At 68.2% G+C, this 22,149-nt stretch carries 20 protein-coding genes; 5 read left to right on the top strand and 15 right to left on the bottom strand.

What is annotated here, in order from left to right; translation table 11 throughout:
* Positions 1 to 26: 26 nt before the first annotated feature.
* The 3 genes from LXM64_RS13265 to LXM64_RS13255 all read left to right on the top strand — a co-directional run bounded on the left by LXM64_RS13265 (position 27) and on the right by LXM64_RS13255 (position 1,347).
* On the top strand, positions 27 to 500 hold the full coding sequence (locus LXM64_RS13265) for a hypothetical protein (protein WP_234073608.1): 474 nt from the start codon (positions 27 to 29) through the stop codon (positions 498 to 500).
* A gap of 70 nt (positions 501 to 570) precedes the next feature.
* On the top strand, positions 571 to 837 hold the full coding sequence (locus LXM64_RS13260) for a hypothetical protein (protein WP_234073607.1): 267 nt from the start codon (positions 571 to 573) through the stop codon (positions 835 to 837).
* A 132-nt stretch (positions 838 to 969) separates the two neighbouring features.
* Entirely contained in the window at positions 970 to 1,347 is a 378-nt protein-coding gene (locus LXM64_RS13255) for a PLD nuclease N-terminal domain-containing protein (RefSeq protein WP_234073606.1), read from the top strand.
* Between the two features lie 393 nt (positions 1,348 to 1,740).
* Here the strand turns inward: LXM64_RS13255 and LXM64_RS13250 are convergent, their stop codons facing one another.
* The 8 genes from LXM64_RS13250 to LXM64_RS13215 all read right to left on the bottom strand — a co-directional run bounded on the left by LXM64_RS13250 (position 1,741) and on the right by LXM64_RS13215 (position 10,992).
* Positions 1,741 to 3,390 carry an ATP-binding protein gene (locus tag LXM64_RS13250; protein ID WP_234073605.1) on the bottom strand — a complete coding sequence of 550 codons (1,650 nt, stop codon included), beginning with the start codon at positions 3,388 to 3,390 and terminating at the stop codon, positions 1,741 to 1,743.
* A gap of 87 nt (positions 3,391 to 3,477) precedes the next feature.
* Positions 3,478 to 3,954, bottom strand: a complete 477-nt coding sequence (locus LXM64_RS13245; protein WP_234073604.1) for a hypothetical protein — start codon at positions 3,952 to 3,954, stop codon at positions 3,478 to 3,480.
* Between the two features lie 148 nt (positions 3,955 to 4,102).
* The gene (locus LXM64_RS13240; RefSeq protein ID WP_234073603.1) at positions 4,103 to 5,947 is read right to left on the bottom strand and encodes an amidase family protein; all 1,845 of its coding nucleotides are present in this window, start codon (positions 5,945 to 5,947) and stop codon (positions 4,103 to 4,105) included.
* Positions 5,944 to 7,212 carry a cohesin domain-containing protein gene (locus tag LXM64_RS13235; RefSeq protein ID WP_234073602.1) on the bottom strand — a complete coding sequence of 423 codons (1,269 nt, stop codon included), beginning with the start codon at positions 7,210 to 7,212 and terminating at the stop codon, positions 5,944 to 5,946. The genes LXM64_RS13240 and LXM64_RS13235 overlap by 4 nt, the downstream gene beginning before the upstream one ends.
* 310 nt (positions 7,213 to 7,522) lie before the next feature.
* Complete coding sequence (locus tag LXM64_RS13230; RefSeq protein WP_234073601.1) at positions 7,523 to 8,929, bottom strand: HNH endonuclease signature motif containing protein; 1,407 nt, start codon at positions 8,927 to 8,929, stop codon at positions 7,523 to 7,525.
* 90 nt (positions 8,930 to 9,019) lie between these two features.
* Complete coding sequence (locus tag LXM64_RS13225) at positions 9,020 to 10,060, bottom strand: hypothetical protein (protein WP_234073600.1); 1,041 nt, start codon at positions 10,058 to 10,060, stop codon at positions 9,020 to 9,022.
* Between the two features lie 66 nt (positions 10,061 to 10,126).
* Positions 10,127 to 10,396, bottom strand: coding sequence for a helix-turn-helix transcriptional regulator (locus LXM64_RS13220; protein WP_137418985.1), 270 nt, complete (start codon positions 10,394 to 10,396; stop codon positions 10,127 to 10,129).
* Between the two features lie 251 nt (positions 10,397 to 10,647).
* Positions 10,648 to 10,992, bottom strand: a complete 345-nt coding sequence (locus LXM64_RS13215) for a DUF6907 domain-containing protein (protein WP_234073599.1) — start codon at positions 10,990 to 10,992, stop codon at positions 10,648 to 10,650.
* Between the two features lie 221 nt (positions 10,993 to 11,213).
* Here LXM64_RS13215 and LXM64_RS13210 point away from each other — a divergent pair, with 221 nt between their 5' ends.
* The gene (locus tag LXM64_RS13210) at positions 11,214 to 11,390 is read left to right on the top strand and encodes a hypothetical protein (RefSeq protein WP_234073598.1); all 177 of its coding nucleotides are present in this window, start codon (positions 11,214 to 11,216) and stop codon (positions 11,388 to 11,390) included.
* A gap of 55 nt (positions 11,391 to 11,445) precedes the next feature.
* Here LXM64_RS13210 and LXM64_RS13205 read toward each other — a convergent pair whose 3' ends face one another.
* From LXM64_RS13205 to LXM64_RS13180, 6 genes are all read right to left on the bottom strand, one after another.
* Positions 11,446 to 14,220, bottom strand: a complete 2,775-nt coding sequence (locus LXM64_RS13205; RefSeq protein ID WP_234073597.1) for a LamG-like jellyroll fold domain-containing protein — start codon at positions 14,218 to 14,220, stop codon at positions 11,446 to 11,448.
* Positions 14,221 to 14,270: 50 nt separating this feature from the next.
* Complete coding sequence (locus LXM64_RS13200; RefSeq protein ID WP_234073596.1) at positions 14,271 to 16,367, bottom strand: hypothetical protein; 2,097 nt, start codon at positions 16,365 to 16,367, stop codon at positions 14,271 to 14,273.
* Positions 16,368 to 17,012: 645 nt separating this feature from the next.
* Positions 17,013 to 17,813 (bottom strand): SGNH hydrolase domain-containing protein, encoded by an 801-nt coding sequence (locus LXM64_RS13195; RefSeq protein WP_234073595.1) that lies wholly within the window; start codon positions 17,811 to 17,813, stop codon positions 17,013 to 17,015.
* A complete protein-coding gene (locus tag LXM64_RS13190) occupies positions 17,797 to 19,191 on the bottom strand; it encodes an acyltransferase family protein (RefSeq protein WP_234073594.1) in 1,395 nt (464 codons plus the stop codon). Before LXM64_RS13190 ends, LXM64_RS13195 begins: the two co-directional genes overlap by 17 nt.
* A 147-nt stretch (positions 19,192 to 19,338) precedes the next feature.
* Positions 19,339 to 19,854 carry a YdcF family protein gene (locus LXM64_RS13185; protein WP_234073593.1) on the bottom strand — a complete coding sequence of 172 codons (516 nt, stop codon included), beginning with the start codon at positions 19,852 to 19,854 and terminating at the stop codon, positions 19,339 to 19,341.
* Positions 19,855 to 19,969: 115 nt separating this feature from the next.
* The gene (locus LXM64_RS13180) at positions 19,970 to 21,280 is read right to left on the bottom strand and encodes a UDP-glucose dehydrogenase family protein (RefSeq protein WP_234073592.1); all 1,311 of its coding nucleotides are present in this window, start codon (positions 21,278 to 21,280) and stop codon (positions 19,970 to 19,972) included.
* A gap of 112 nt (positions 21,281 to 21,392) precedes the next feature.
* Between LXM64_RS13180 and LXM64_RS13175 the strand changes: the two genes are divergently transcribed.
* Positions 21,393 to 21,893, top strand: a complete 501-nt coding sequence (locus LXM64_RS13175; protein WP_234073591.1) for a DUF4916 domain-containing protein — start codon at positions 21,393 to 21,395, stop codon at positions 21,891 to 21,893.
* Here the strand turns inward: LXM64_RS13175 and LXM64_RS13170 are convergent.
* Entirely contained in the window at positions 21,881 to 22,147 is a 267-nt protein-coding gene (locus LXM64_RS13170) for a Dabb family protein (protein WP_267955145.1), read from the bottom strand. The two genes, LXM64_RS13175 and LXM64_RS13170, sit on opposite strands and share 13 nt — an antisense overlap.
* Between the last annotated feature and the right edge of the window lie 2 nt (positions 22,148 to 22,149).

Raw genomic sequence — 22,149 nt, 5'->3', positions numbered from 1 at the left:
CGCAGAGGGTGCTGAATACTGGGCGCATGTCTGCTTTCAACGACCTGCTCGGACTCCTGCTCGGGCCGTCTCGTGAACCACGAGGCGGGAAGAAGGAGGAGGGACGCCGTGCAGAGCTCCGATCCAGACGGACTCCGGAGGTCGTGACGCAGCTCGCCGACGACGAGGTGTTCGTGTTCGGCAGCAACGCGGCGGGGGAGCACGGCGCAGGTGCGGCGCGCGCCGCTTTCGAGAGCTTCGGTGCCGAGTGGGGGGTGGGAGTCGGGCCGACGGGGCGCTCCTACGCGATCGACACGATGAGCGGCTACGACACGATGCTCGAGCAGATCGTCGACTTCCTCGATTACGCGTACGCGCATCCCGACACGACCTTCCTCGTCACGCCGATCGGTACGGGCATCGCCGGGCACAGGGTCGAGAACGTCGCGCCGCTCTTCCAGGCCGCTCCCGAGAACGTCGTGCTTCCGCAGGTCTTCGTCGACGCGTTGGGCGCGCTGTGACCATGCCTACCTTCTGCGACCTCCGTGGCCGTTGCGTACGGCCGGATGCCGCGATGTCGGGGCTGCTGCCGTGACCGCGGAACCATCCCGTCGACGTTTCCGGCCGCCGCACGTGGTGCTGTGGCGGTTGTTCGCGATGCAGGTGTGCGGCGTGATCCTCATCGTGGCGGGCACCGTCATGCGCGTGCACCTCGCGGTCGTGTTCATGGCTTCTTTCCTCGTCCTCGTCAGCCTGCTGCGCGTGTGGTGGGAGCCGTTGCCGACGACCCGCTGGATGGCATGGATCTCGCCCGTGCTGCTGGTCGCGGCCGTCATCGTCTGGCTCGTCGCCGGCTGAGGGCGGGGCTGCCCGTATCCGTCGGTCGGTGGGGCTGCCCGCATCCGTCGGTCGTGCGGGATGCGGGCTCCGCGACCGGATGCGGGCGCCGCGACCGTTGCGCTCGACGGCTCACTGCGGCACCTTGGATGCATGCCGTTCCTCGCGTTGATCATCTTCGCCGTCATGGTGGTCGCGCTCATCGACGCCATCACGCGCCGCGAGGACCAGATCCGGTTCCTGCCCAAGGTCGCGTGGATCTTCTTCATCGTGCTGCTGCCGCTCGTCGGCTCCATCCTCTGGTTCACGCTCGGTCGCGAATGGAGCGGAGGACGCGAGGCCATGAGCTTCGGTGACCCGCGCCGGTGGTCGAGGGACGAGGCTGCGCCCGCTCCGGCGCCGCGGCCGCGCGATACGCGCACGACGGAGCAGCAGCTCGCCGACCTCGAGCGCGAGGAGCGTGCCGCCGCCCTCGAGGCCGAGATCCGGCGCCGGCGGGCCGCGAAGGACAGCGGCGCCGCGGGCCTCTAGGCGCCGCGCTCTCTGTCTCTCTTCTTCTGTCTCTCTTCTTCTGTCTCTCTTCTTCTGTCTCTCTTCTTCTGTCTCTCTTCTTCTGTCTCTCTTCTTCTGTCTCTCTTCTTCTGTCTCTCTTCTTCTGTCTCTCTTCTTCTGTCTCTCTTCTTCTGTCTCTCTTCTTCTGTCTCTCTTCTTCTGTCTCTCTTCTTCTGTCTCTCTTCTTCTGTCTCTCTTCTTCTGTCTCTCTTCTTCCCCGCTGCCTCTTCTCTCGCTCTTCCTCCCTCGACGACTTCGGCGGCGCGCGGGGGTGGTCCGAACTCCTGCAGAACTGAGTGCGGGGTCGGGGTGTGAGGGGGATCCGGCGGTTTTGCAGGAGTTCGGGCGCGTTGGGGAAGCAGCGGGGACGGGTCAGGCCTGGCTGACGGTGTAGGGGTGCTGGGGGACGTCGAGCGTGAAGGTCGTGTGTTCGTCGTGGACGCTGTCGATGTGGATGTGGCCACCGTGAGCCGCCACGATCGCGCGCACGTTGGTGAGGCCGAGCCCGAATCCCTGGATCGCCTGGGCGCGTGCGTACGGCGCACGGTAGAAGCGGTCGAACGCGCGGCGCTGTTCGCCGGGCGCGATCCCGTGGCCGGAGTTGGTGACGGCGATCGTGACGCGGCGTCCGACGAGGCCGTAGCGGACGGTGACGACGGCGCTCTGATCACCGAACTTGATGGCGTTGGTGAGCAGCTCGGCGATCGCGCTCGTCAGCTGCTCACGGTCCGCGAAAACGGGCAGGGTATCGGGTCCGGTGGCCTGAACGACGACGTCGTGGCTGTCGGCGAGACCACGCGTTCTCTCCGCGGCATCCCGGACGAGCACGGCGGCGTCGTTGCTGGCCCAGTTCGGCGACTTGGCTCCGTCGTTCGCCGACAGAAGGTCCCGCACGCGGTCGAGCAGGTCGTTGGTCTTGCGGGTGACGATGTCGATGTAGTCGTGCACCTTCGTGTCGGCGGGGTCGACGGCCTCGTCGATCAGATCGAGGAAGCCGGTGATGCTCGTGATCGGGCTGCGCAGCTCGTGCGACACCGTGCGCAGGAAGTGTTCGCGCACCTCGATCGCATCCGCCAGCTCGGTCACGTCGTAGGCGACGACGACGGTTCCGAGCAGCACGCCGTCCTCGCGGTGCACGCGTCCCGATGAGGCGATGATCGCCACCTGCGAGTCGGGTGGACCGATCCACTCCAAGTGGTCGGCGATCGTCTCACCGCGCAGGGCCCGCGGGATGATCTGCTCCTCGTCCGGGATGCGGGTGACGCGGTCGGCGCTGAAGGCGTGCTCGCCGCTGTAGGGCGGGGTGTCGAGTCGGAAGCCCGCGACATCGGTCATCCGGCGCGCGGTGGTGTTCGCAACGTCCAGGCGGCCATCGGCGTCGTAGAAGGCCACCCCCGCGCTCACGGTGTTCAGGATGCCGCGGGCGATCGCCTCCGCATCCCTCGCGTCGCGGAGCGCTTCGGACTGCGCACGGGACGCTGCGGCGAGGCGCGCGCCATTGCGACGCAGTTGGTTCGCGGCGATGTAGACGATGACCGCGACGCCGAGGATGAGGACGGGAAAGGTGACGACGTTCGCCCACTCGGCGGGGTTCGAGGGCCAGCGCGCGACGTACACGAAGCGGAACGACGTGATGAAGGCGGCGCCGATGACGGCGACGATCATGCCGTACCAGCGGAATCCGTAGGCCAACCACAGCAGGGGGAAGAGGGCGAGGATCGTGACCGCGGGCACCAGCGGTGCGAGTTCCGCGCGCAGGAACGCGACGGTGACGATGTCGAGCACGGCGATCGAGATCATGGCCGCCGGATGCAGGCGCTCCCACGGGACGGCGATGGCGGCGCACGTGGCGATGATGGTGAGCACGAAGCCCGTGATCATGGGCCAGCGCCCCAGCAGGGACGCGTCGACGAGCGCGGCGACGGCGGCGATGAACACAGCGCCGAGGGCGAACGGCAGCTGCGTGCGCCCGAAGACGCGCATGCGGCCCCGGGGGCTCGCCTCCATCTCGAACAACGGCATTGCTGCTCCTCGGATCACCCCGTTATGAGATGACCATGCCACTGCCGGCGCGCGAGCGCCACAGCCGACGAGCGGGCCGTCGCTGCGCTAGGGGCGCGTGGGCTTCGGGTAGGCGGCGCGGAGGTAGTCGGACTGCAGGTAGTCGGAGACGCCGATCAGCAGGATGGCGAACACGATCTGCTCGCTGATGACCCACCACGGGTAGAGCCCCGGGATCGCTGCGAGGACGAGGGCCACGATCGGGAAGATCCGGCTGAACAGCTGCAGGCGACGGATCGCCCAGTACCAGCCGGCGCGCGCACGCCACAGGAAGTAGAAGAGGGTCGTGGTGATGCCGAGGACGACGAGGCACCGCATCCAGACGGCGAAGCCCACGTCCTCGCCGGATGCGGTGAGCCAGGCCGACGTGACGATGGTGGCGATGCCGAGCAGGAAGCACACGACGAGCAGGATCGTGATCGCTCGGAAGGCGCGGCTCACACGAGGGTCGTCGGGGCGGTCGACGCGGTAGCCCGCCATGCGGCCGCCGGCGAGACGGTCGAGGCGGAGTAGGAAGGTCTCCATGTCCTCAACCTTACGCCTTACTGAAGGTTGGTGGGAGGGGCAGGGGAAGGCGGGGACAGAAACCGGCGGGGAAGGTCTGTGAACGGGCAGAGCCACGCGCGCCCCGCCCGCCGAAGCGGAGCGGGGCGCGCGTGGCCGTGCGGAATGCTCAGCCCGCGAGGTCGGGGAAGAGCGTTGTCGGCCGGCGGTGCTGGGTCTGCTGCTCGTACGCGTAGGCGAAGCCCAGGAGCTTCGACTCCGAGTACGGCTCGGCGAGGAACTCCAGACCCATCGGGAATCCGCTGTAGCTGGTCTCGTCGAGCGTCGAGTCGGCGAAACCCATCGGCACCGAGACCGCGGGGTAGCCGCTGAACGCGCTGATGCGGTTGTTGCTGGCCGGGGAGCCGACCGTCCCGCCGGTGCTCGGGTAGATGACGGCATCCAGGTCGTACTGGGCCATGAGCTGATCGACGCGGTCACGCATCGCCTGCTGGGTGCGGCTGAAGTTCGGGTAGGCCGCATCCCGGGTGGCGTCGCTCGTCGAGGCCCAGCCGCGCACGGTGGCCGCCGACCAGGTGGAGAGGGTCGGGCCGCCGCTGGTCGCCGCGTCGGTGACCCGCTGCGCGAGGTCGGCGAACGTGTAGCCCGGCCGGTAGTAGGCGTTCAGGTACTCGTTCATGTCGTGGGTGAACGAGGAGCTGCCCGGCAGGCTCCCGAGCCCGTAGCCGTTGACCGTGCCGAAGCTCCCGACGTCGATCACGGTGGCGCCGGCGGCCTCCAGGTCGGCGAACGCGCCCCGGACCAGGCGGAATCCGACGGCGTTCTGGTTGCCGGAGACGAGGCCCGAGATGTATCCGATGCGCTTGCCCTGCAGTGCCTTCGGGTCGAGGGCCTGTGCGTACGACAGCGGCTTGACGCCGTCGGCGCCGGCGGTGACCGCATCCATCGGATCGCTGCCGGCCAGAGCATCGAGAGCGAGTGCCGCATCCGAGACGGAGCGGGCCATCGGGCCGACCGTGTCGCGGTAGAGGTCCAGAGGGATGACGCCCTCGCGGCTCACGAGTCCGATGGTGGGGCGGATGCCGACGAGCGCGTTGAACGAGGACGGGACGCGCACGGAGCCGCCGGTGTCGGTTCCGAGTCCGAAGACGCCGAGGTTGGCGGACACGGATGCACCGGTGCCGCCGCTCGAGCCGCCCGGGTCGCGTCCCAGCCCGTAGGCGTTGCGGGTCGTGCCGTACTTGCTGATCGAGGATGCCGTGGACTGGGCGAACTCGGACAGGTTGGCCTTGGCGATGACGATGGCTCCCATCGCCTTCAGCCGCTCCACGGTCTCCGCGTCGGTCGAGGTGCGGTTGTCTGCGAGGCAGGCGCAGCCCGCTGTCGTGGCCATGTCGAGCGTGTTGATGTTGTCCTTCACCAGCACCGGGATGCCGTGCAGGATGCTGCGCGGACCGGTTGTGGCGCGTTCGGCGTCGAGCGCCTTCGCCTCCGCCATCGCGTTCGGGTTGGTGGCGACGATCGCTTCCAGCATCTCGGCCGGAGTGGCGGGGTCGATGCCGGCGACGCGGTCGTAGGCGGCGATGCGGTTGAGATACTCGGCGGTCAGCTGCTCGGAGGTGAGGACGCCGGCGGTCATCGCCTTCTGGACGGCGACGACATCGGTCTCCAGGATCTCGAACGGGTCGTCGTCGTACAGGTACGCCTTGGAGAGCGCGGCGACGTCGAGGACGGTGATCACGCCGTCGCCGTCGGCGTCGGCCGCGGCCACGGTCTCCCAGTCGGCGTCATCGGACGTCTTTCCGACGGCGGTCATCAGGATGGCGAGGTCGTCGGTGTCGACCTTGCCGTCGCCGGTGAGCTCGCCGACCTGGTACTCCGGCGCGAGGTAGCTGACCGAGTCGTCGGCGGCGTAGGCGGGCGTCGCACCGGCGACGAGGACGCCGACGGTGGCGAGGCCGATCCCGGCGAGCAGCGTCGCGCGGCGGACGGGGGCGATGGATACGTGCGTCATTCGCTCTTCTCCTTGCTGCGGTTGCGGGACATCGTGAGGGCGATGACGGCCGCGATGAGGACCACGATCAGTGCGATGACGACCCAGATCCACCAGGCGAGGCCGTCGGCGGAGCCGGCGGACGATGCCGCATCCGTGTCGACCTCGGGGGCCGCGGTGGCGGAAGCGGTCGGGCTGGCCGTCGGTGTCGGGAATGCGGTCGCCTCCGCGATCGTGATGGGGAGGGTCGCCGCCACGGCGTCGTCGGCCAGGACGACGATCTCGTGCTCGCCGGTGGGGGCGGTCTTCGGGATCGTCGCCGTGAAGGTGAACGAGCCCGCCGCGTCGCTGACCGCGGTGCCGAGCACGATCGGGTCGGAGTGCAGCTCGATGCGATGTGCCGTGTTCGCGGCGAGGCCGGTGACCGTCAGTTCGACGGTGTCGCCCAGTCCGGGCTTCGAGGTCGATGCCTCGATCTGCGCCGTCTGGTTGGTGGGCGCGGCGCTCGACTGGGGTGCGGCGACGACCGTGCCGGACGAGGGCTTCGCGACCGTCGTGCCGTAACCGCTGGCCGAGATGACCGTGGGGCTGCTCGGAGTCGCGGGCGGGTTCGGTGTCGTCGGCTTCGTCGGCTCGGTCGGCGCCGTCGTGGGCTCCGTGGGGGGAGTGGTCGGTTCGATGGGCGGAGTGGTCGGCTCCGTCGGCTCCGTCGGCTCCGTCGGTGGAACCGTGGGCTCGGGGGGTGCGGGAACTCGGAACGTGAGGGTCGTTCCGGGCTTCTGCTCGATCCGGCCGAGCTCGCTGTCGACGAGGGTCACGGCGTCGATCGTGATCGCGGCGTCGCCCCACGCGGCCGAGGTGAAGCCGAGCTCGCCGAGTGAGAAGTCTCCGACGGCTCCGCTCGAGGTGCCGAGCCGGGTGAGCGTGAAGTCGAGGTGGCCTTCGTCGCCGACGATCTCGCCCACGACGCTGTACATGCCGGGGAAGTCGCTGGTGACGGCCTCCTCGTCGAAGGTCAGGCGAGACGCGTCGAAGCTCAGGCTCACGGCGGCGGCGTAGACATCGTCGGCGTCGGCGGTGTCGAGCGTCAGGGTGAGCGCGTCGCCCACGACGCCCTCGGTAGCCGACAGTGTCGCGATCGCGGTGGTCTTGGCGTTGGCCGAGACCGCGGTGGCGACGGCGGTGGCAGTGAGGGGGGCGATCACGAGGCCGACGAGCGCGGCGATGATCACTGGTCGTCGGAGGCGGGGGCCGCTGCGGGGGCGGCGGGCGCGGGAATCGGGCATGGATGTACAGACCTTTGCTGCCGGAGCGTTCGGGTGACGGTGTCGGTGGAGCGGCCTCACCGTGTCATCGCTATGTGTCCCTTGTGTTTCCGCTGGGAGTGGCGAGGTTTCGCCCGGTGCTTCGTGGAACGCGCGCGGGGCGAACGCTTCATCAAGAAAGCGGTTCTCACCGGGCAGTCACGTGGGCATGATGTTCGCGCCGAGGCGGTGTCGTGCGGGAGTGCCCGCGGGCGCGGATCGACCCCGCACCCGCTGTGAGAACTGAGCAGTTCTACGTGATCGCGATGAGCGGGGATGCTGCCGGCCGGGTTCAGGCGGCGTTCTCCCAGGGCGGCGGGTCGTCGTCATCGTCATAGCGCGATGGCACGCCGAGGGGAATCTCATCGGGCACGAAGTGCACCGTCGGCGCGGGCGGATGGTCGAGGTAGGGGCGTCCGAGCGGTGAGGTCCAGGCGAGGATCCCGTCACCGATCTGGGTGACCTTCCACGCGGTGAACTGCTTCATCGAGTGGTGTCGCTGGCAGAGCCCCGAGAGGTTGTCGAGCCGGGTCTTGCCGCCGAGTGCGAAGTCGACGGTGTGGTCGTGCTCGCAGCGGATGGCCGGCACCCGGCATCCGGGGAAGCGGCAGTGCGCGTCGCGGGCGCGAAGCCGGCGGCGGAGGTCGGGGGTCGGCTGGTAGCGGTCGGTCGCGAGGATCTCGCCGCTGACGGGGTGGGTCAGGATGCGATCCCAGCCGGACTCTGCGCCGACCAGCTGCCGGGCCGTCTCGGCGTCGACCGGGCTGCGACCGGCGAGATCGGCGGGATGCTCGTGCGTTCCCGCGATCGCGAGCACCGGCACGACGACCTGCACGTGCGCGCGGATCGCGCCGAGCGCGCCCGGGCGGTCGTCGGTGCGCGTGGGGTCGGCGCTGGGCTGAGCGGTGAGGAGCATGTCGGCGAAGATGTCGGCGCGCAGCTGATCCATGGTGCGGCCGTCGGAGGCGAGGACCTCGTCGGCCTCGGATGCGGGCCGGTCCGCCGCGCGGGACTCGCGCAGGCGCTCGACCGCCCGCATCCGCTCGTCTTGGAGGGCTGTGCCCTGCTGGGTGAGTCGGTTGTGGATGCCCTCGCCGAGGATGAGGGGGAGGATCGCCGTGAGTTCGCACATGCCGTCGTCGAGCGGGTCGAGGGTGACGCTTCGCGTCTCGCGGGCTTCGATGTGGCGTTCGGTGAGCGTGCGCGGGTGGAGACGCTCGGCGAGCATGCGCAGGGCGGGGCGCACGCGCCCGACGGTGTCGTTCTCGCACTTGCGGAGCGCTGCCGCCTCGAACTCTGCGCGCGCCTCGCGGGGAAGATGCGCGCCCGCGTCGGCGATGGCGTGGACGTGCCCCATGGTGATCCGACCGGCGGCGAGGGAATCGAGTGTGGCCGGGTACTCGTGCGCGATCTCGGCGGCCTGGGTCATGCGCCGCTGCATGGTGCGGTCGGCGATGCGAAGCGGGGTGGCGAGCTCGGAGGCGATGGCGCGGTGCGCCATGTCGCCGGCGGCGGCACTGCGCGTCGCCCCGGACGACTGGCGGCAGGCGAGCTCTTCTGCCCGCGCGAGCTCGCGGGTCATGCGCGCCTGGAGGGCGGCGAGATCGGCCTGGGTCTTCTCGACCGCCGCGGCGATCTCGGCGAGCGTCGCCGCATCCGCGTCGGAGAACCCGACGGGGCGATACGCGTTAGAAGACATGTTCGTATTCTAACGCGATGTGAGCCTCATGTATAGTACTAATGTTCGAATCAAGACGTGCTCACGGACGGAGGTTTCTCTCCGCATCCCTCAGAGCAGATCGAGGATCATCGACACGAGCCCGAGCGCGATGAACGCGGCCGGCACGATCGTCGAGGCGACCGCTCCCCAGGAGGGGCGGGCGCGTAGGCGGCGACCGGGGATCGCGATGGCGGTTCCGGCATCCGCGTGCTCGTCGCGATACAGCTCGGTGCGCGAGCGCATCTTGCGTCCGATGAGGTCGACGAGCGAGATGAGTCGTGTGAAGCCGCGCGGCGTCGAGAGGCGCCAGGGGTGTCCGCTGTAGAGCACGAGCCAGCCGTCGATCAGCTCGGCTTCGCAGTCGGATGCGAGATCGATCATGAGCGCCATGAGGTCGGGCGTGAAGATGTAGAGCGCGTCGGTCTCGTAACCGCGCGGGCAGAAGAGGGTGAAGGTGCGGTCGAAGTCGCCCTCCAGGCGCAGTCTCTGCTCGCCTCGGAATCGTCGGCCGGTCGTGCGCAGCACGCGGGCGCGCCGGTTCTCGAGCACGATGTGGGGAGTCTGCCGGTCGAGGGCGATGGCGGCGATGCCGTGGCGACGGCGGGTGCCCGCGACGTGCGGGGCGAGGGTCGCGGCCATGAAACGGGGGAGGTCGTTGTCGGGCGGTCCCCCGCTCAGGACATCGGCCGTCACGACGAACGCGTCGGGGCTCGCCATGACGGAGCCGGGCAAGCGCAGGCCGACCGTGCCGCGGTCGCTGTAGGCGAGGTGGTTCGCGCCGGCGGTGCGGAAGATGCGCGCGGGGCGCGCGGCGTTGCGCCAGATGACGGCGCCCAGTCCCAGCGCGTACAGGCCCGTGAAGACGAGGAAGCCGCCGTACACGGCGTCGGACAGCGCGGCGTCGAGTCCGAACGCCGGCATCATGACCTTCAAGAAGATCGCCTCGGCGGCGAGCAGTGCTGCGATCGTGAGGGTGACCGACCACCAGCGGCGGGCCACGGGCACCCCGGTGCGTCGATAGAACTCGTTCACCTCGCGCAGCGAGACCGGTCCCGTCAGCCCCGCGAGATCGAGCATGGCCGCAGTCGGTGTGATGCGGGATGCGGGCATGGTGTCAGTGTATGGATGCGCCCGAGGCGCCTCATCCGTGAGAGCGCGACCGTGCGAGGGTGGCGGTCAGGCCTTCGCGAGCGCGGCGGAGGGGAGCATCGTCGCGAGCTCCAGGTTCAGCACGAGGGCGAGCGAGACGAGGGTGTGCAGTCGCGGGTTCGCGGGGCTGCCCGGGTTGGATTCGCCCTTCTCGAGCTTCTGGTAGGTGAATGTCGCCAGACCGGCAGCGCGCGCGACCTGCTCCTGGCTGAGGCCTCGCGCGGCGCGCGCCGTCGAGAGATTCTCGCCCAGCATCCGGCAGTACTGCGTCCACTGCTCGGCCGTGGTGATCGTCATGGATCAACTCTGAACCATTCACGCGGACGAGGAAACTGCTTGTGGAGAAGGCGCTGCGGGCAAGGCGTGAGCCTGTGCTGGCTCCCCTTCGCCGTGCGAGGGGGTGAGCGCGCGAAGGGGAGCCAGGCGTTGCGCCCCACGGAGACCGCAACGCGTCCCTGGATTCCCACGTCCAGTGACCATCGCTGTGCCGCCGGACCGCCGCGACACCATGTTTACATGGTACATGGGGACGCGCCGGGTGGGGGAGATCAGTCTCCGCCGCGCGCGCGTCCGGTGCGGGCTGTGTGCAGGATGTCGCCGAGGGCGGTCTGCAGGCGGCGGGCGCTCTCGGCGCTGAGGGTGAGGCCGCGTCCCGCGTCGTCTTCGGGGCCGATCCACACCCAGAGCTCGGCGGCCGACTTCTCGAGTCCGACGATCAGGTTCACGGTGGCGGCCTGAGGTGCGTTGCCCACGGGATCGTCGACGCGCTCGACCGCGGGTACCGACGTCGCCTCGCTGCGGTGCGCCAGGCGGAGATCGTCCGACAGTTCATGATCGCCGGTGCACCAGGCCGGGCACAGTTCGTGGTCGTCGCCGCCGAAGTAGTCGCGCATGGGCGGTCATCCTCTTCCGGGTCGGGATCGGGCGGCGAGGTCGCTCGTCGGTGCGGGAGATTGCGGTGGTTCTGTGCTGGTCACGTCCATTTGCCCGACCGCTTTCACGCCATGTATACATGGTGTGAAAGAGCAGTTCTCGTGCGAGCTCGGATGGAGTCGCCATGGCCGGTGCATCTCACAAGATCGACGGGGCGCGGGTGCTTGACGAATATGTTGGCATGGCCTGGCGCCCGGTCGACGATCGGGTGCGCTTATCTCACGACGTCGCGTTGGCGATGCGTGCACGCGGGGTGACGATGGTGCGCGTCCGCACGGGCTGGAACCACGTGCGGGAGGTCTCGCTGCGTCGTTACCTCGACACCGCGATCGTGCGGGGGCGCGGCGAAGGACGCTGACACGTGCTCGTGGGGCCCCTCCCGCGAGATGCGGAAGGGGCCCCACGAGGTCCGCTCAGCGGCGGCGAGCTCGACGCACCGCGCCGACGCCGAAGACGAGCGCCCCGAGCCCCGCCCCGAACAGGAGCACCAGGGATGCGGCCTCGATTCCGGTGGTCGGCAGCGCGCCCGACGCTCCCGGCCCCGCGGCGATCGGAGCCGTCGGGTCGGTGACGGGTGCGGGGTCGGTGCCGGTGACGGGTGCGCTGATGAGCACGTTGCTCCAGCCCAGGATCGTGCCGTCCGCGGTGTAGACCGCGAGACGGTGCACGCCCAGCGGGAGGGATGCGGGCGTCACGAGGCGCAGGGATCCGCCGTCGACCGTCGCCAGCCCGAGGCCGGTCGGCTGGGAGAAGAGGAAGGCCGACAGCTTCTCGCCCTCGTGTCCTTCCGGCACGCGCACGCTGATCGCCTGGCCCGGCACGAAGTTCTCGGGCGTCACGGTGATGAGGCCCTCGAGGCTGTCGGTCAGGTCGCTTTCGACGGGGCTCCAGGCGGAGTTCTCACCGATCGTCACGGTCGCCTCGAAGGGCGAGCCGGAGCGGGTGCCGATCGCCTGCGTGAAGGCGAAGGCGTGTGCGCCCGAGCCTGCGACGGGTGCGTCGAGAGTCGCCTTCCAGGTGCCGTCCGGCGCGACGACGGTCTCGCCGAGGCGCGCCTGTCCCGCCGTGACCGTGATCTTCGCGCTCGGGAAGCCGGTGCCGGTGAACTCGGTGATCTTCGCGTCGTGTGCGAGCACCGTGCCCGTGTCGGTCGTAAGGGCGAAGTTCGCGCCCGTGCCGTCGATGTCGACGCGCTCGGTGAGGAACTGGCTCTGCGAGAGGGCGTGATCGACGATGCGGGTCTCGCCGACGCATCCGTTCCAGCCGTGGTCGGGCTCGGTGTCCCACGTCGACGTGCCGATGATCCAGGGCATGAAGTCGGCCGCCATCATCCCGCCGACGTTCGAGGCGTTGCGCAGGACGGGCACGCCGTCGACGTACATGATCACGGTGCGGGCGTCGGGGTCGTTGACGATCGCCACGTGGTGCCACGAGCCCGGCATGATCTCGCCCGACCAGTTGGTGTACGAGTTGCCCGTCGTGGTGTCTCCGGCGGAGAACTGGTACTCGCGCAGGCTCGAGATGCCGAGCCAGGCGGCGCCGGCGCCCGGGTCTGCGGAATCGCGGATGCCGGTCCACTCGCGCGAACCACCGCGGGTGATCGCCGCGCCCCACCGGTTGGCCGTCTCGGTCCAGCCCTCGTCGAGCTGCAGGAAGCTCTCCAGCGTGTAGCCGGTCGAGGCGGTCAGGTCGGCGAAGGTCGCCGGCGCGCCGTACTCGGTCGACAGGAACGACAGGTTGTCGGGTCCGGAGGCGTTGCGGTAGACGTTGCTGAAGCAGACCGCGCCGAAGTCGGACGAGTAGTAGGCGTGGTTCTCATGCGAGACCTTCACGTCGTCGAGAGCCTCGTTCGCGTCGGTCTCATCGATCGCGTTGCGGTACATCGGGCTGTCGCCGGCGACGTCGGGGACCACCGAGTTCTCGTCGACGACGCCCTCGGGCACTCCGCCGAAACGCCAATGCGCGACGGTGCCGTCGACGTGGACGTAGTCGTTGGAGGCGCCGGCGACGGCGCGAGCGGTGCCGCCGTTCGAGCCGTTCCAGCCCTTCGACACGATCGCCTTCGCGCGCGCCGAGAGGTCGACGTCGTCTTCCTGCGACGCATCGATCGTCCACCCGAAGCGGGAGCGGAAGTCGAGCGGCATCGTGATGCTCTGCCCGGAGCCGGTCAGCACCGGAGCGTCGGTCGAGGTGACGGAGTTCGCGTGCTTCTTGGGCACCCACGGCGAGATCGTCGATAGGGTGATGTCGCCGCCCGAGAGGTTGAACTCGAACAGGCTCATGATGCCGTTTCCGCCGTCGGCGGCCATCTGGTAGTCGGTCAGCACCTGGTACACCGGGTGGCCGGCGTCGTTCGTGCGGGTCTGCGACGTGGAGCCGTGGAAGTGACCGTTGACGGTGAGGATGATCTCGTCGTTGCTCTTGATGAGGCGGTTCCAGAGCTCTTCTCCCCACCACCAGGATGCCGGCGACACCTGGTCTTCGGCGATGCCGATGATCGCGTGCGAGGAGAGGATGACGGGGATGCCGGGGTGCGCGTCGAGCACGCCCTGCGCCCACGCGAAGGTGTCGTCGGAGGCGTTCCACGCGATCGCGAGCGACATCCACGTGTGCCCCTCGGCCTCGAAGAGATAGGCGGAGGAGAGCCCGTTCTGGAAGGTGCCGATCAGGCCGTCGCCCGCTTGGGCACGCAGCTGGGATTCGCCGAAGCGGGCGAGGTAGCTGCCCGAGATGCCGACGGAGGAGCGGGCGTTCATGTCGCTCACGTCGTGGTTGCCGGGGAGCACCGAGTACTCCATGCCGCCGTCGGTGAGGATCTTCATGGCCTTGGCGGCCGCATCCCACTCGCCGCTCTGCCCCTGCTGGTCGACGACGTCGCCCACGTGCACCGTGAAGGGCATGTTGAGCTCGCGCTGGTTGTCGACGATCCACTGCGTCTGCACCTCGAAGGGGTTCGTGCCGTACTGGGGCACGAACTGCGACGCGCTGTAGCGGGAGTAGAACTGCGTGTCGGGCAGCACCGGCAGAACGAAGCTGGAGCGTTCGCCGGTGGCGTCGGATCCGGCCGTGGTCGGTGCGGTGGTGGTGCCCTGCGTCGCAGCGGATGCGGCCGTGCCGCCCAGCAGCACGGAGCCGGCGATGGCGGTGATGGTCGCGACGGTGACGGCGCGGCGGGTCGTTCGTGACATGAACGAGGACTCCTCGGTGGATGTGGCGGTGAGAGGCGCAGCGGAGCGGATCATCGTGCGTCTCCCGCCGTCAGGCCCGAGACCTCGATCTCGGAGAGGGTCATCCACGTGCTCGCGGACTTGTTCGTGATGATGACGCGCACGCCGGTGGCGACGACCGGTTCGCCTGCGACCTCGAGGCTGAGGTCTGGTGTGGGGTTGGTGACCGGCCAGTCGGTGCCGGGAAGGTTCGCCCAGCCGCCGGTGAGTGTGCGGTACTGCACCGTGACGGTGCCGATGTTCTGCTTTCCGGCGATGTCGAACACCGAGGCTCCGGTGACCTGCTGGGGCTCGTCGAGGTAGAAGGTGATCGTGTTCCGGTTCACGCGGTTGGCTGCGCCGCCCGATCGCCAGTCGGAGAAGCCCGAGACGTTACGCACCCCGTCGGTGAGCTGGAAGTTCGAGCCGTCCATGTGGGTGACGGTGTGGTGCACGCCGGTGCCGCGCAGGACGTTGGTGGTGGCGGCGGGGGCCACGGTGATGACGAGGTTGGCCGTGAACCCGCTCTTCGTGGAGGCGGGCACGGTGACGGTGCCGGGGGCGGCGAAGTCGGCGTCGGTGACGCGCGACCAGTCCCAGGTGACGGGGGCGTCGACGGTGGCCTCGGAGCCGGAGACGCCGCGGACGACGGTACGGGGTGCGCGCATCTGGAGCTCTTTGACGAGCACGCCGGCGAAGGTCGTGTAGGCGGCGTCGGCGCCGTCGGAGAGCGAGCCGATGAGGTAGCGGGCCTCGACGGGCACCTGCTCGCCGAAGTAGCCGATGCCGGTGCCGGTCACGGTGACCGTGCCGTCGGTGTTCCAGACGTTCTCGTCGGGCAGGTTCCAGGTGAGCGTCGTCATCTCGAATCGGGTGCCCCAGCCGTAGACGGCGCGCAGCAGGGTCGGCAGCTGGGGTGCGGCGCCGGGCTGGACGATGACCGTGTCGGATGCGACGGTGGCGGCGAGGGGGTGGATCTTCCACTTCTGCACGGCGGCGCCGCTGAAGGTGTAGGTCTGCACCTCGGAGGCGTCGGCGGTCTTCCAGTTGTAGAGGTCGAGGGCCGCGATGGCGCCGCCCGCATCCCGCTGCACGTTCTGCAGCGAGACCTCGCCGTTTCCGGCGTCGACGGCGGTCCACTGCGCGTAGGGGTCGGTGGCGGCGTCGTCGATGGTGCGCTCGGTGAGCTGCAGGTAGCGGAAGTCGCTCGCGGCGTTGTCGCGGCGCGAGAGCACGCGGCCGTCCTGGGTGGAGATGACGTAGGTGTCGGCCCGGGCGGTGACGGGGGAGAACACGACGGCCTGCTTCTGCGTGAGGGCGGCGACGCCGGAGATCGTGAACACGGCGGCGCGGGCGGGGTAGGTCGCTCCCGCCGGGCCGGTGGGCTGGGCGGCGGGGTTGCCGAGCTCGATGACCTTGCCGGGCGCGTAGGACGACTCGATGAGGCGCAGCTGGCCTTCGCCGACGAGCGCGGATGCGGGCGCGACCCGTGCGGTGGACGCTGCCGGGGTGGCGGTGACGATGAGCCCGGTTGTGACGGCGGTGACGATGGAGTGCGCGGGGGCGGCGACCGTGATCAGGCCGGTGGTCGGAACGGGCGTCGCCGGTGCGGCAACGAGCTCGCCTGCCGCGCTGGTGGTGTGCACGGTGGTGGCCGCGGCGGTGTGATCGGCGAAGGAGCGCACGTCGATCTCGACGGTCGCCTGGGCGCTGGAGGTGTTGGCGAAGACGACGGTGGCGGTGTTGCCGGCGAGGGCGATGAGCGTGGTCTCGTCGGAGGACGCGAGCAGCGGGGTGCCGGCGGGGATGAAGTCGGCGAAGTGCGCGCGGACGGTGTTCGCGGCGGCGGGGAGCGTGTTCCCCGCGAGGGCCTGCGCGCCGGTGCGGGCGGTCGCGACGACGGATGCGGCGAGCTCGCTGGCCCGGCCGGAGTCGGTCGCGGTCGAATCGATCGCTGCGGGGTCGATCGCGGGCCACGCGGGCGCTGTGCCGGATGCGGCGGCGGGGTCGATGACCACCGTGCGCGAGGGTGTCTCGGCGACGGACGGCGCGGCCGCGGCGGCGGAGATCAGCGCGAGTGCAGCGGCCACGGCGGCCACGCTCCACACGCGTCGGGTCGGGTGCTTCATGAGCTGTGAAGATCCTTTCGGCGGCCTCGGGACGGGCCGAGAAAAGGTCTATCCGGGCGAGGGTCGTCGACGGTGTGCACTCGGTGAACCGCCTATGAACGCGGGTGCGCCGGGGCGGGAACGCCGCCGCATCCCGGGATGCGCTCGTCACGATGCCGGCGCAGGAGGGCGACCACGTGCGCGTTGCAGAGTGCGCCAACATCCCGTTGCCCGCCGCCGAGCCGCGGCCGTCGCTCGCAACCGACCTCATCCGGCTCCGCGGGACGGACGGCGTCGGTGCCCGTGACCTCGTCGGGCGGCACGATGACTCCGCGCAGGAGCGCATCGCATGCGTACGGGTGCCAGCCTCGCGGCTACACGTCGCGGTGACGTCGAAGCATCACATGGATGCGGTCGACCGTTCGGTCACCGCCGCTCTGCCCGAGGAGCGAGCGAAGTCTGGGCGTGGCCGGCGTCAACCCGGGGCCACCTCGTCGTGCCACAGGCGCGGGTTACGCGAGGGGTGCACAGGAGGTCTTCAGGGCGCGGGGCCGAGAGGGACGTGATAGCCGAGATCCACCGCAGCCCCAAGTCCGTCCACGTCGGGTGAAGCCTGAAGTGCGGGGGCGGCATGCCTCCAAGAGTGGGAGCGCGATTCGCGATAGGTCAGTCGCTCGCAATTGTTGCCTCAAGAGGCTCGACGAGCGGAAGAATGCTGAGCCGGAATGTGGGGCCCAGAGCCGATGCCACCGAAGACGTCAGATGTTGTGTGTCGACATAGGTCGGTGCATCCCCGATGACGACGGGGCAGGCATTCCCGTCGCAGACCCAATCCGTTGGGTCGATGAAGACCGCGCCGGCCGCGGAGGCTGCCGCAGCCTTCAACCCGTTTATGGTGGCCACCCTCTCCCGGTCCGACGCGCAGCCGGGCCCAAAGCTCCCTGACGCATCCACGCAATCGATCAGAGCCTTCTCTACCCCTGGGACCTGACCGAGATAGACAACGTGTCGGACCTGCGACGTGTAGCTCGCCAGTTCGCTCGCGATGTTGCAATCGCGAGTCTTGCGGTCGATGTTCTGGTCGATATAGGCGTAGTCGCTGATGATCAGCAGATCAACCTGCTCCCCGGTGATATCGAAGATCTGGGGGCAATCATCAGCGGCCCCAAGCTGACACCCTGATCGCCACTTGATCCGAACCGTCCAATCCTGCCCGGGAAACGCTTGTTGCACCATCGGGTACATCATGTCGGCGAACGAGTTGCCGATCAGCAGCGCATTCAGCGGACCATGCCCTGTCGTACACTCACGTGCGCTGCAGGAGCCGGGTTGTTCGCCCTTGCGGTCCGCAAGTTCAAGCAGCGAGGGGCTGAGGGAGGAGGAGATGGTCGTCAGGCCCACAGATGCACGTACCTGCGTTCGCCAAGCGTCTGCGAGAACACCGAGTTCTTCAGCCGACGGCGTCACGGGAGCATTCGACGCGGTCGAGTTGTTGGGGGGGCGGCGTGTAGGTGGCCGGTTCAGCACGTAGCGAGAGGCCGTGCGCGTAGGCGGTCTGTTCATACGCGACAGGAGCGAAGACTACGACTGCCGCCAACGCGAGTGCAGAGCTAAATGCGATCGCAGTTAAGCGAGGTGCGAGGGGCCCTGACGTTGACTTCGACGCTTCGAACGAGAACTTCGGAAGGTGCGCGAGGGTGGGCTTTTCGACGAGGTAGTAGGAGACGGTCGCTACGCCAACGGATGCTGCAGCGAGAACCAATGCGCGTGGCCACATGTCCCAGTCAGGCATGAGTCTGGAGAACAGGACGATGATCGGCCAATGGAACAGATAGAGCGAGTACGAAACCAGGCCGAAGAATCGAAGGGGCGCAATGTTGAGGGCGGCGTACACAGGCCCTTGTCGTGCAGCACCCGATGCCAGGACGAGCGCCGTCCCGACTACGGGGAAGATCGCCACCCAGCCTGGGAAGGGCATTCCCGCTGGCATGAACACTAGCGTCGCGATGATCGACATCGCGCCGACGACCCCCCACCAATACGATGGGGCTCGCCTGGTCATAAACACAAGACACGCCGTTCCCGCCCCGATGCCGAGTTCCCACGCTCGCGTCAGAGTAGAGAAGTACCCCACCTGTGGCTCTGTCGTCGCACTGATCACTGACCAGACAAATGAAGCCACAACAAGGATGCAGACGAGGGTGAGCACGCGGGTGCTCCACCGGAACTGACGGCGCCTCACCGTTAGTCCGTGCAGTGCCAGCACCAGAACTATCAGGGTGGGCCAGACGATATAGAACTGCTCTTCTACGGCGAGCGACCAGAAGTTCTGAAGGGGCGAGACGGCGAACCCCTGCTGAAAGTAGTCCGTTGATGACGCGATGAGGTCGATGTTCGCCGCGAAGAGCAACGACCACAAAGCGTCCCGCTCGACCTCGGCGGCGGCCCCGCTGTTCAGAATGGCGTTGGCCACGGCAACTGTCAGCACCAGGCAGAGGACGGCGGCGGGCAGTATTCGCCTTGCGCGTCTCGCGTAGAAGCTGCTCAGCGATACCCGACCCCCCTGGCCGGTTTCCAGCGACGCTCCGTACTCCTTGAGCATCAGTCCAGTGATCAGGAATCCGCTGATCACGAAGAATACGTCAACTCCGACAAATCCGTTGTCGAATCCCAAGTTGAGGTGCGATGTGAGTACCAATAGAACCGCGACGCCGCGCAGACCACCGATGTCGCCCCGGAACCCGCTGAACGGCGTCATCTCGACGTTCCTGTTGGCGACCCGGCGGTCGGCTCGACCTGAGCGGCTTGTCCGCCTCTCAATGTCCGGCGTGATGCGATTCGTCATCGTCCTATTCGCCCCCAAAGCAGCTCACGAAGCATGCCGTCGTCCCCCGTTGACCACGACGCCAGCCGTGGTGTCATGAGCGCATAGTGCCAGCCGCGAGTTACGCGCGTGTGACGTCCTTCAGCGGCGAAGCGAGAACGCACCGACTCACTCTGAATGGTCGGCGCATGGGGTGCCGAGAGCCTTGATGAATGCGCCTGTCTGGTAGAAGAATTGCCGACCCCACTCGAGGAGGGGGAGATCACGTTCGACGGCGACGACTTCTACATCGATCTCAGGTGCACATCGAGCGAAGATGTAGCGCGTCCTGGCGACATGCGGAGTAACGGTCAAAACGACGACCTTCTTGACTTCGTGCTCTTTGGCGTAGGCGGAGAGCATGTGAGCCTCGCCTTTGGTCGTGAACGGCGAAGGAGTCGAGCATTGCACACCTTCTCGTCTGCAGAACGTTAGCGAGGACTCACCAAAGTTCGCATCGCCTTCTGGCGGCGAGACGGAGATGAGTGCGTTCTTGATCCCCTCCGAGGACATCAACTGTTCCGCGGCGGTTATGCGTGCGGCTGTGGGAGGGCCGATGACATACACCAGGTCGGCATCGCTTGGGTCGCCAGCGGGAGGCAGCGCGTAGATCACTGTCCCAGCGCCGATGAAGGCGCCGATCACGCTCAGCCCGAACGCTAAGAGTCGAATCAGCTTCCTCCACCAAGGGGAGCGCCGACGGGCACGCATCGCCGATTCCTCTTGAGTGTCGCGGTGATCCGGAGCTCGGTGAGGTTTTCTATGGGCGTCCCATGCCCAGGTAGGTCCATCCGGCGGCGCGCCAGGCAGCCGCATCGAGTCCGTTGCGGCCGTCGACGACGACTCGTCCCTCGGTCAGAGTCGACGCGTGCTCGGGGTCGAGTTCGCGACGATACTCGTCCCACTCGGTCACCATGATGACCGCGTCGGCGCCGCGCAGGGCCTCGTCGCGATCCTCGACGTAGTTCAGCTGCGGGTGCACACGACGGGCGTTCTCGATCGCCGCCGGGTCGGTCACGGTCACCCAGGCACCGAGACCGTGCAGGCGGACGGCGACGTCGAGCGCGGGCGAGTCGCGGATGTCGTCGGAGTGCGGCTTGAACGCCGCACCGAGCACGGTGACGTTCTTCTTGAAGACCGACCCGCCGAGGCCCTCGACCACGAGCTGCACAGCACGCTCACGGCGGCGGAGGTTGATCTCGTCGACCTGGCGGAGGAACGCGACGGACTCGCCGCGCCCGAGCTCCTCAGCTCGTGCGCTGAATGCGCGGATGTCCTTCGGGAGGCAGCCGCCGCCGAAGCCGATGCCGGCGCCGAGGAAGCGTCGCCCGATGCGGGCGTCATGTCCGATGGCGTCGGCCAGCTGCGTCACGTCGGCGCCCGTGACCTCGGCGATCTCGGCCATCGCGTTGATGAAGCTGATCTTGGTCGCGAGGAACGCGTTCGCCGAGACCTTCACCAGCTCAGCCGTCGCGTAGTCGGTGACGATGAAGGGCGTGCCCTTCGCGACGGAGGGGTGGTAGACCTCGCGCAGCACGGATGCCGCGCGCTCGCCCTCATCGCCGGCGGGCACGCCCGCGACGAGGCGGTCGGGATCGACGGTGTCCTGCACGGCGAAACCCTCGCGGAGGAACTCGGGGTTCCACACGAGTGTCGCGCCCGTGGCGGTCACGCGCGGGGCGAGCCCGGCGGCAGTGCCCACCGGAACGGTCGACTTGCCCGCCACGATGTCGCCCTCGGAGAGGTAGGGGAGCAGGCCGTCAACCGCTGCGTTCACGTAGGTGAGATCGGCTGCGTAGCCGTCCTTCTGCTGCGGGGTGCCGACACCGACGAAATGGACCTTCGCCCCCTGTGCGGCGGCCATGTCGGTCGTGAAGCTGAGATTGCCGGACGCGATCCCTTCGGCGAGGATCTCCTGGAGGCCGGGCTCGAAGAACGGGGCCTCGCCCTTCGACAACGCGTCGATCTTGCGCTGATCCACGTCGATGCCGACCACTTCGTGGCCGATGGATGCCATTGCTGCCGCGTGAACGGCGCCGAGGTACCCGCAACCGATGACCGAAAGCTTCATGAATCTCCCCGTAGATTTGGCTCGCGGCCGTGGTGAGGACGAATCATCCTGGGCTCGCGCGCTCAATCTGTCTACCAGATGCACGTATACGGCCTGTTACGAAGGACGCACGATGACTTTCCTCCCGAGAGAGCTTTACGACCGCATCGAGCAGTCGGTTCCGATCGCATGCGTCGACTTCGTTCCCGTGCGCACGAGCCGCGCAGGATCGCGCGAGATCGGACTTATTCTCCGGGAGTCGCCCCACGGGCAGGTGTGGTGCCATCTCGGCGGACGGATCCAACGCGGAGAAACGATCGCAGACGCCATTCGTCGCCACGCGACAGAGACCGTGGGGGTGGCGCCGGAGCTCTCCCTCAACCCTCAGCCGGACTACGTGTACGAGTGGTTTCCCGCAGAGCTTGCGCCGACCGACGGCACCGTATTCGGTGACGACCCCCGCAAGCAGGCGATCGGTCTGTCTTTCGTCGTGGAACTTCCGACCGATACGCGCCCGGCTAACGAGGCGCTCAGATTTGAGTACTTTCCCGCGAGCTCGCTGCCGTCGCCGCTGTGGCCGGGTTGCGCCGAGCTTCTTCAGCGCATGGGAGTCATCACCGCTCAGGCGATGTAGTCGCCATTCCACCAATCGGCGATGCGGGACATCTGCTCGGCGACGCGCATGTGCTCAGGGTGGACGCGAAAGTCGTCGAATGCGTTGCGATCCGCGAATGTCGCATCTTCCACGATCACGCGTCCCTTGCGCGCGTCGAGCGATCTTTCGATGCGCCATTGCGCGACACCCGGCAAAACTGCGAGTGACCGAAGCGCGTCGATCGCTTCGGCCACTCGCTCGTCTGCTACGTCGTCATGGACGCGGAACAGCACGA

The sequence above is a fragment of the Microbacterium binotii genome (assembly GCF_021398715.1).
Taxonomy (GTDB): Bacteria; Actinomycetota; Actinomycetes; order Actinomycetales; family Microbacteriaceae; genus Microbacterium; species Microbacterium binotii_A.
This window is presented reverse-complemented; position numbering and strand designations above follow the sequence as displayed.

Coding starts and splice junctions, on each gene's coding strand:
- LXM64_RS13205 (WP_234073597.1), bottom strand. CDS start 14,220: ATGTCACGAACGACCCGCCGCGCCGTCACCGTCGCGACCATCACCGCC.
- LXM64_RS13180 (WP_234073592.1), bottom strand. CDS start 21,280: ATGAAGCTTTCGGTCATCGGTTGCGGGTACCTCGGCGCCGTTCACGCG.
- LXM64_RS13190 (WP_234073594.1), bottom strand. CDS start 19,191: ATGACGAATCGCATCACGCCGGACATTGAGAGGCGGACAAGCCGCTCA.
- LXM64_RS13200 (WP_234073596.1), bottom strand. CDS start 16,367: ATGAAGCACCCGACCCGACGCGTGTGGAGCGTGGCCGCCGTGGCCGCT.
- LXM64_RS13250 (WP_234073605.1), bottom strand. CDS start 3,390: ATGCCGTTGTTCGAGATGGAGGCGAGCCCCCGGGGCCGCATGCGCGTC.
- LXM64_RS13175 (WP_234073591.1), top strand. CDS start 21,393: ATGACTTTCCTCCCGAGAGAGCTTTACGACCGCATCGAGCAGTCGGTT.
- LXM64_RS13265 (WP_234073608.1), top strand. CDS start 27: ATGTCTGCTTTCAACGACCTGCTCGGACTCCTGCTCGGGCCGTCTCGT.
- LXM64_RS13210 (WP_234073598.1), top strand. CDS start 11,214: ATGGCCTGGCGCCCGGTCGACGATCGGGTGCGCTTATCTCACGACGTC.
- LXM64_RS13235 (WP_234073602.1), bottom strand. CDS start 7,212: ATGCCCGATTCCCGCGCCCGCCGCCCCCGCAGCGGCCCCCGCCTCCGA.
- LXM64_RS13225 (WP_234073600.1), bottom strand. CDS start 10,060: ATGCCCGCATCCCGCATCACACCGACTGCGGCCATGCTCGATCTCGCG.
- LXM64_RS13255 (WP_234073606.1), top strand. CDS start 970: ATGCCGTTCCTCGCGTTGATCATCTTCGCCGTCATGGTGGTCGCGCTC.
- LXM64_RS13215 (WP_234073599.1), bottom strand. CDS start 10,992: ATGCGCGACTACTTCGGCGGCGACGACCACGAACTGTGCCCGGCCTGG.
- LXM64_RS13220 (WP_137418985.1), bottom strand. CDS start 10,396: ATGACGATCACCACGGCCGAGCAGTGGACGCAGTACTGCCGGATGCTG.
- LXM64_RS13245 (WP_234073604.1), bottom strand. CDS start 3,954: ATGGAGACCTTCCTACTCCGCCTCGACCGTCTCGCCGGCGGCCGCATG.
- LXM64_RS13240 (WP_234073603.1), bottom strand. CDS start 5,947: ATGACGCACGTATCCATCGCCCCCGTCCGCCGCGCGACGCTGCTCGCC.
- LXM64_RS13230 (WP_234073601.1), bottom strand. CDS start 8,929: ATGTCTTCTAACGCGTATCGCCCCGTCGGGTTCTCCGACGCGGATGCG.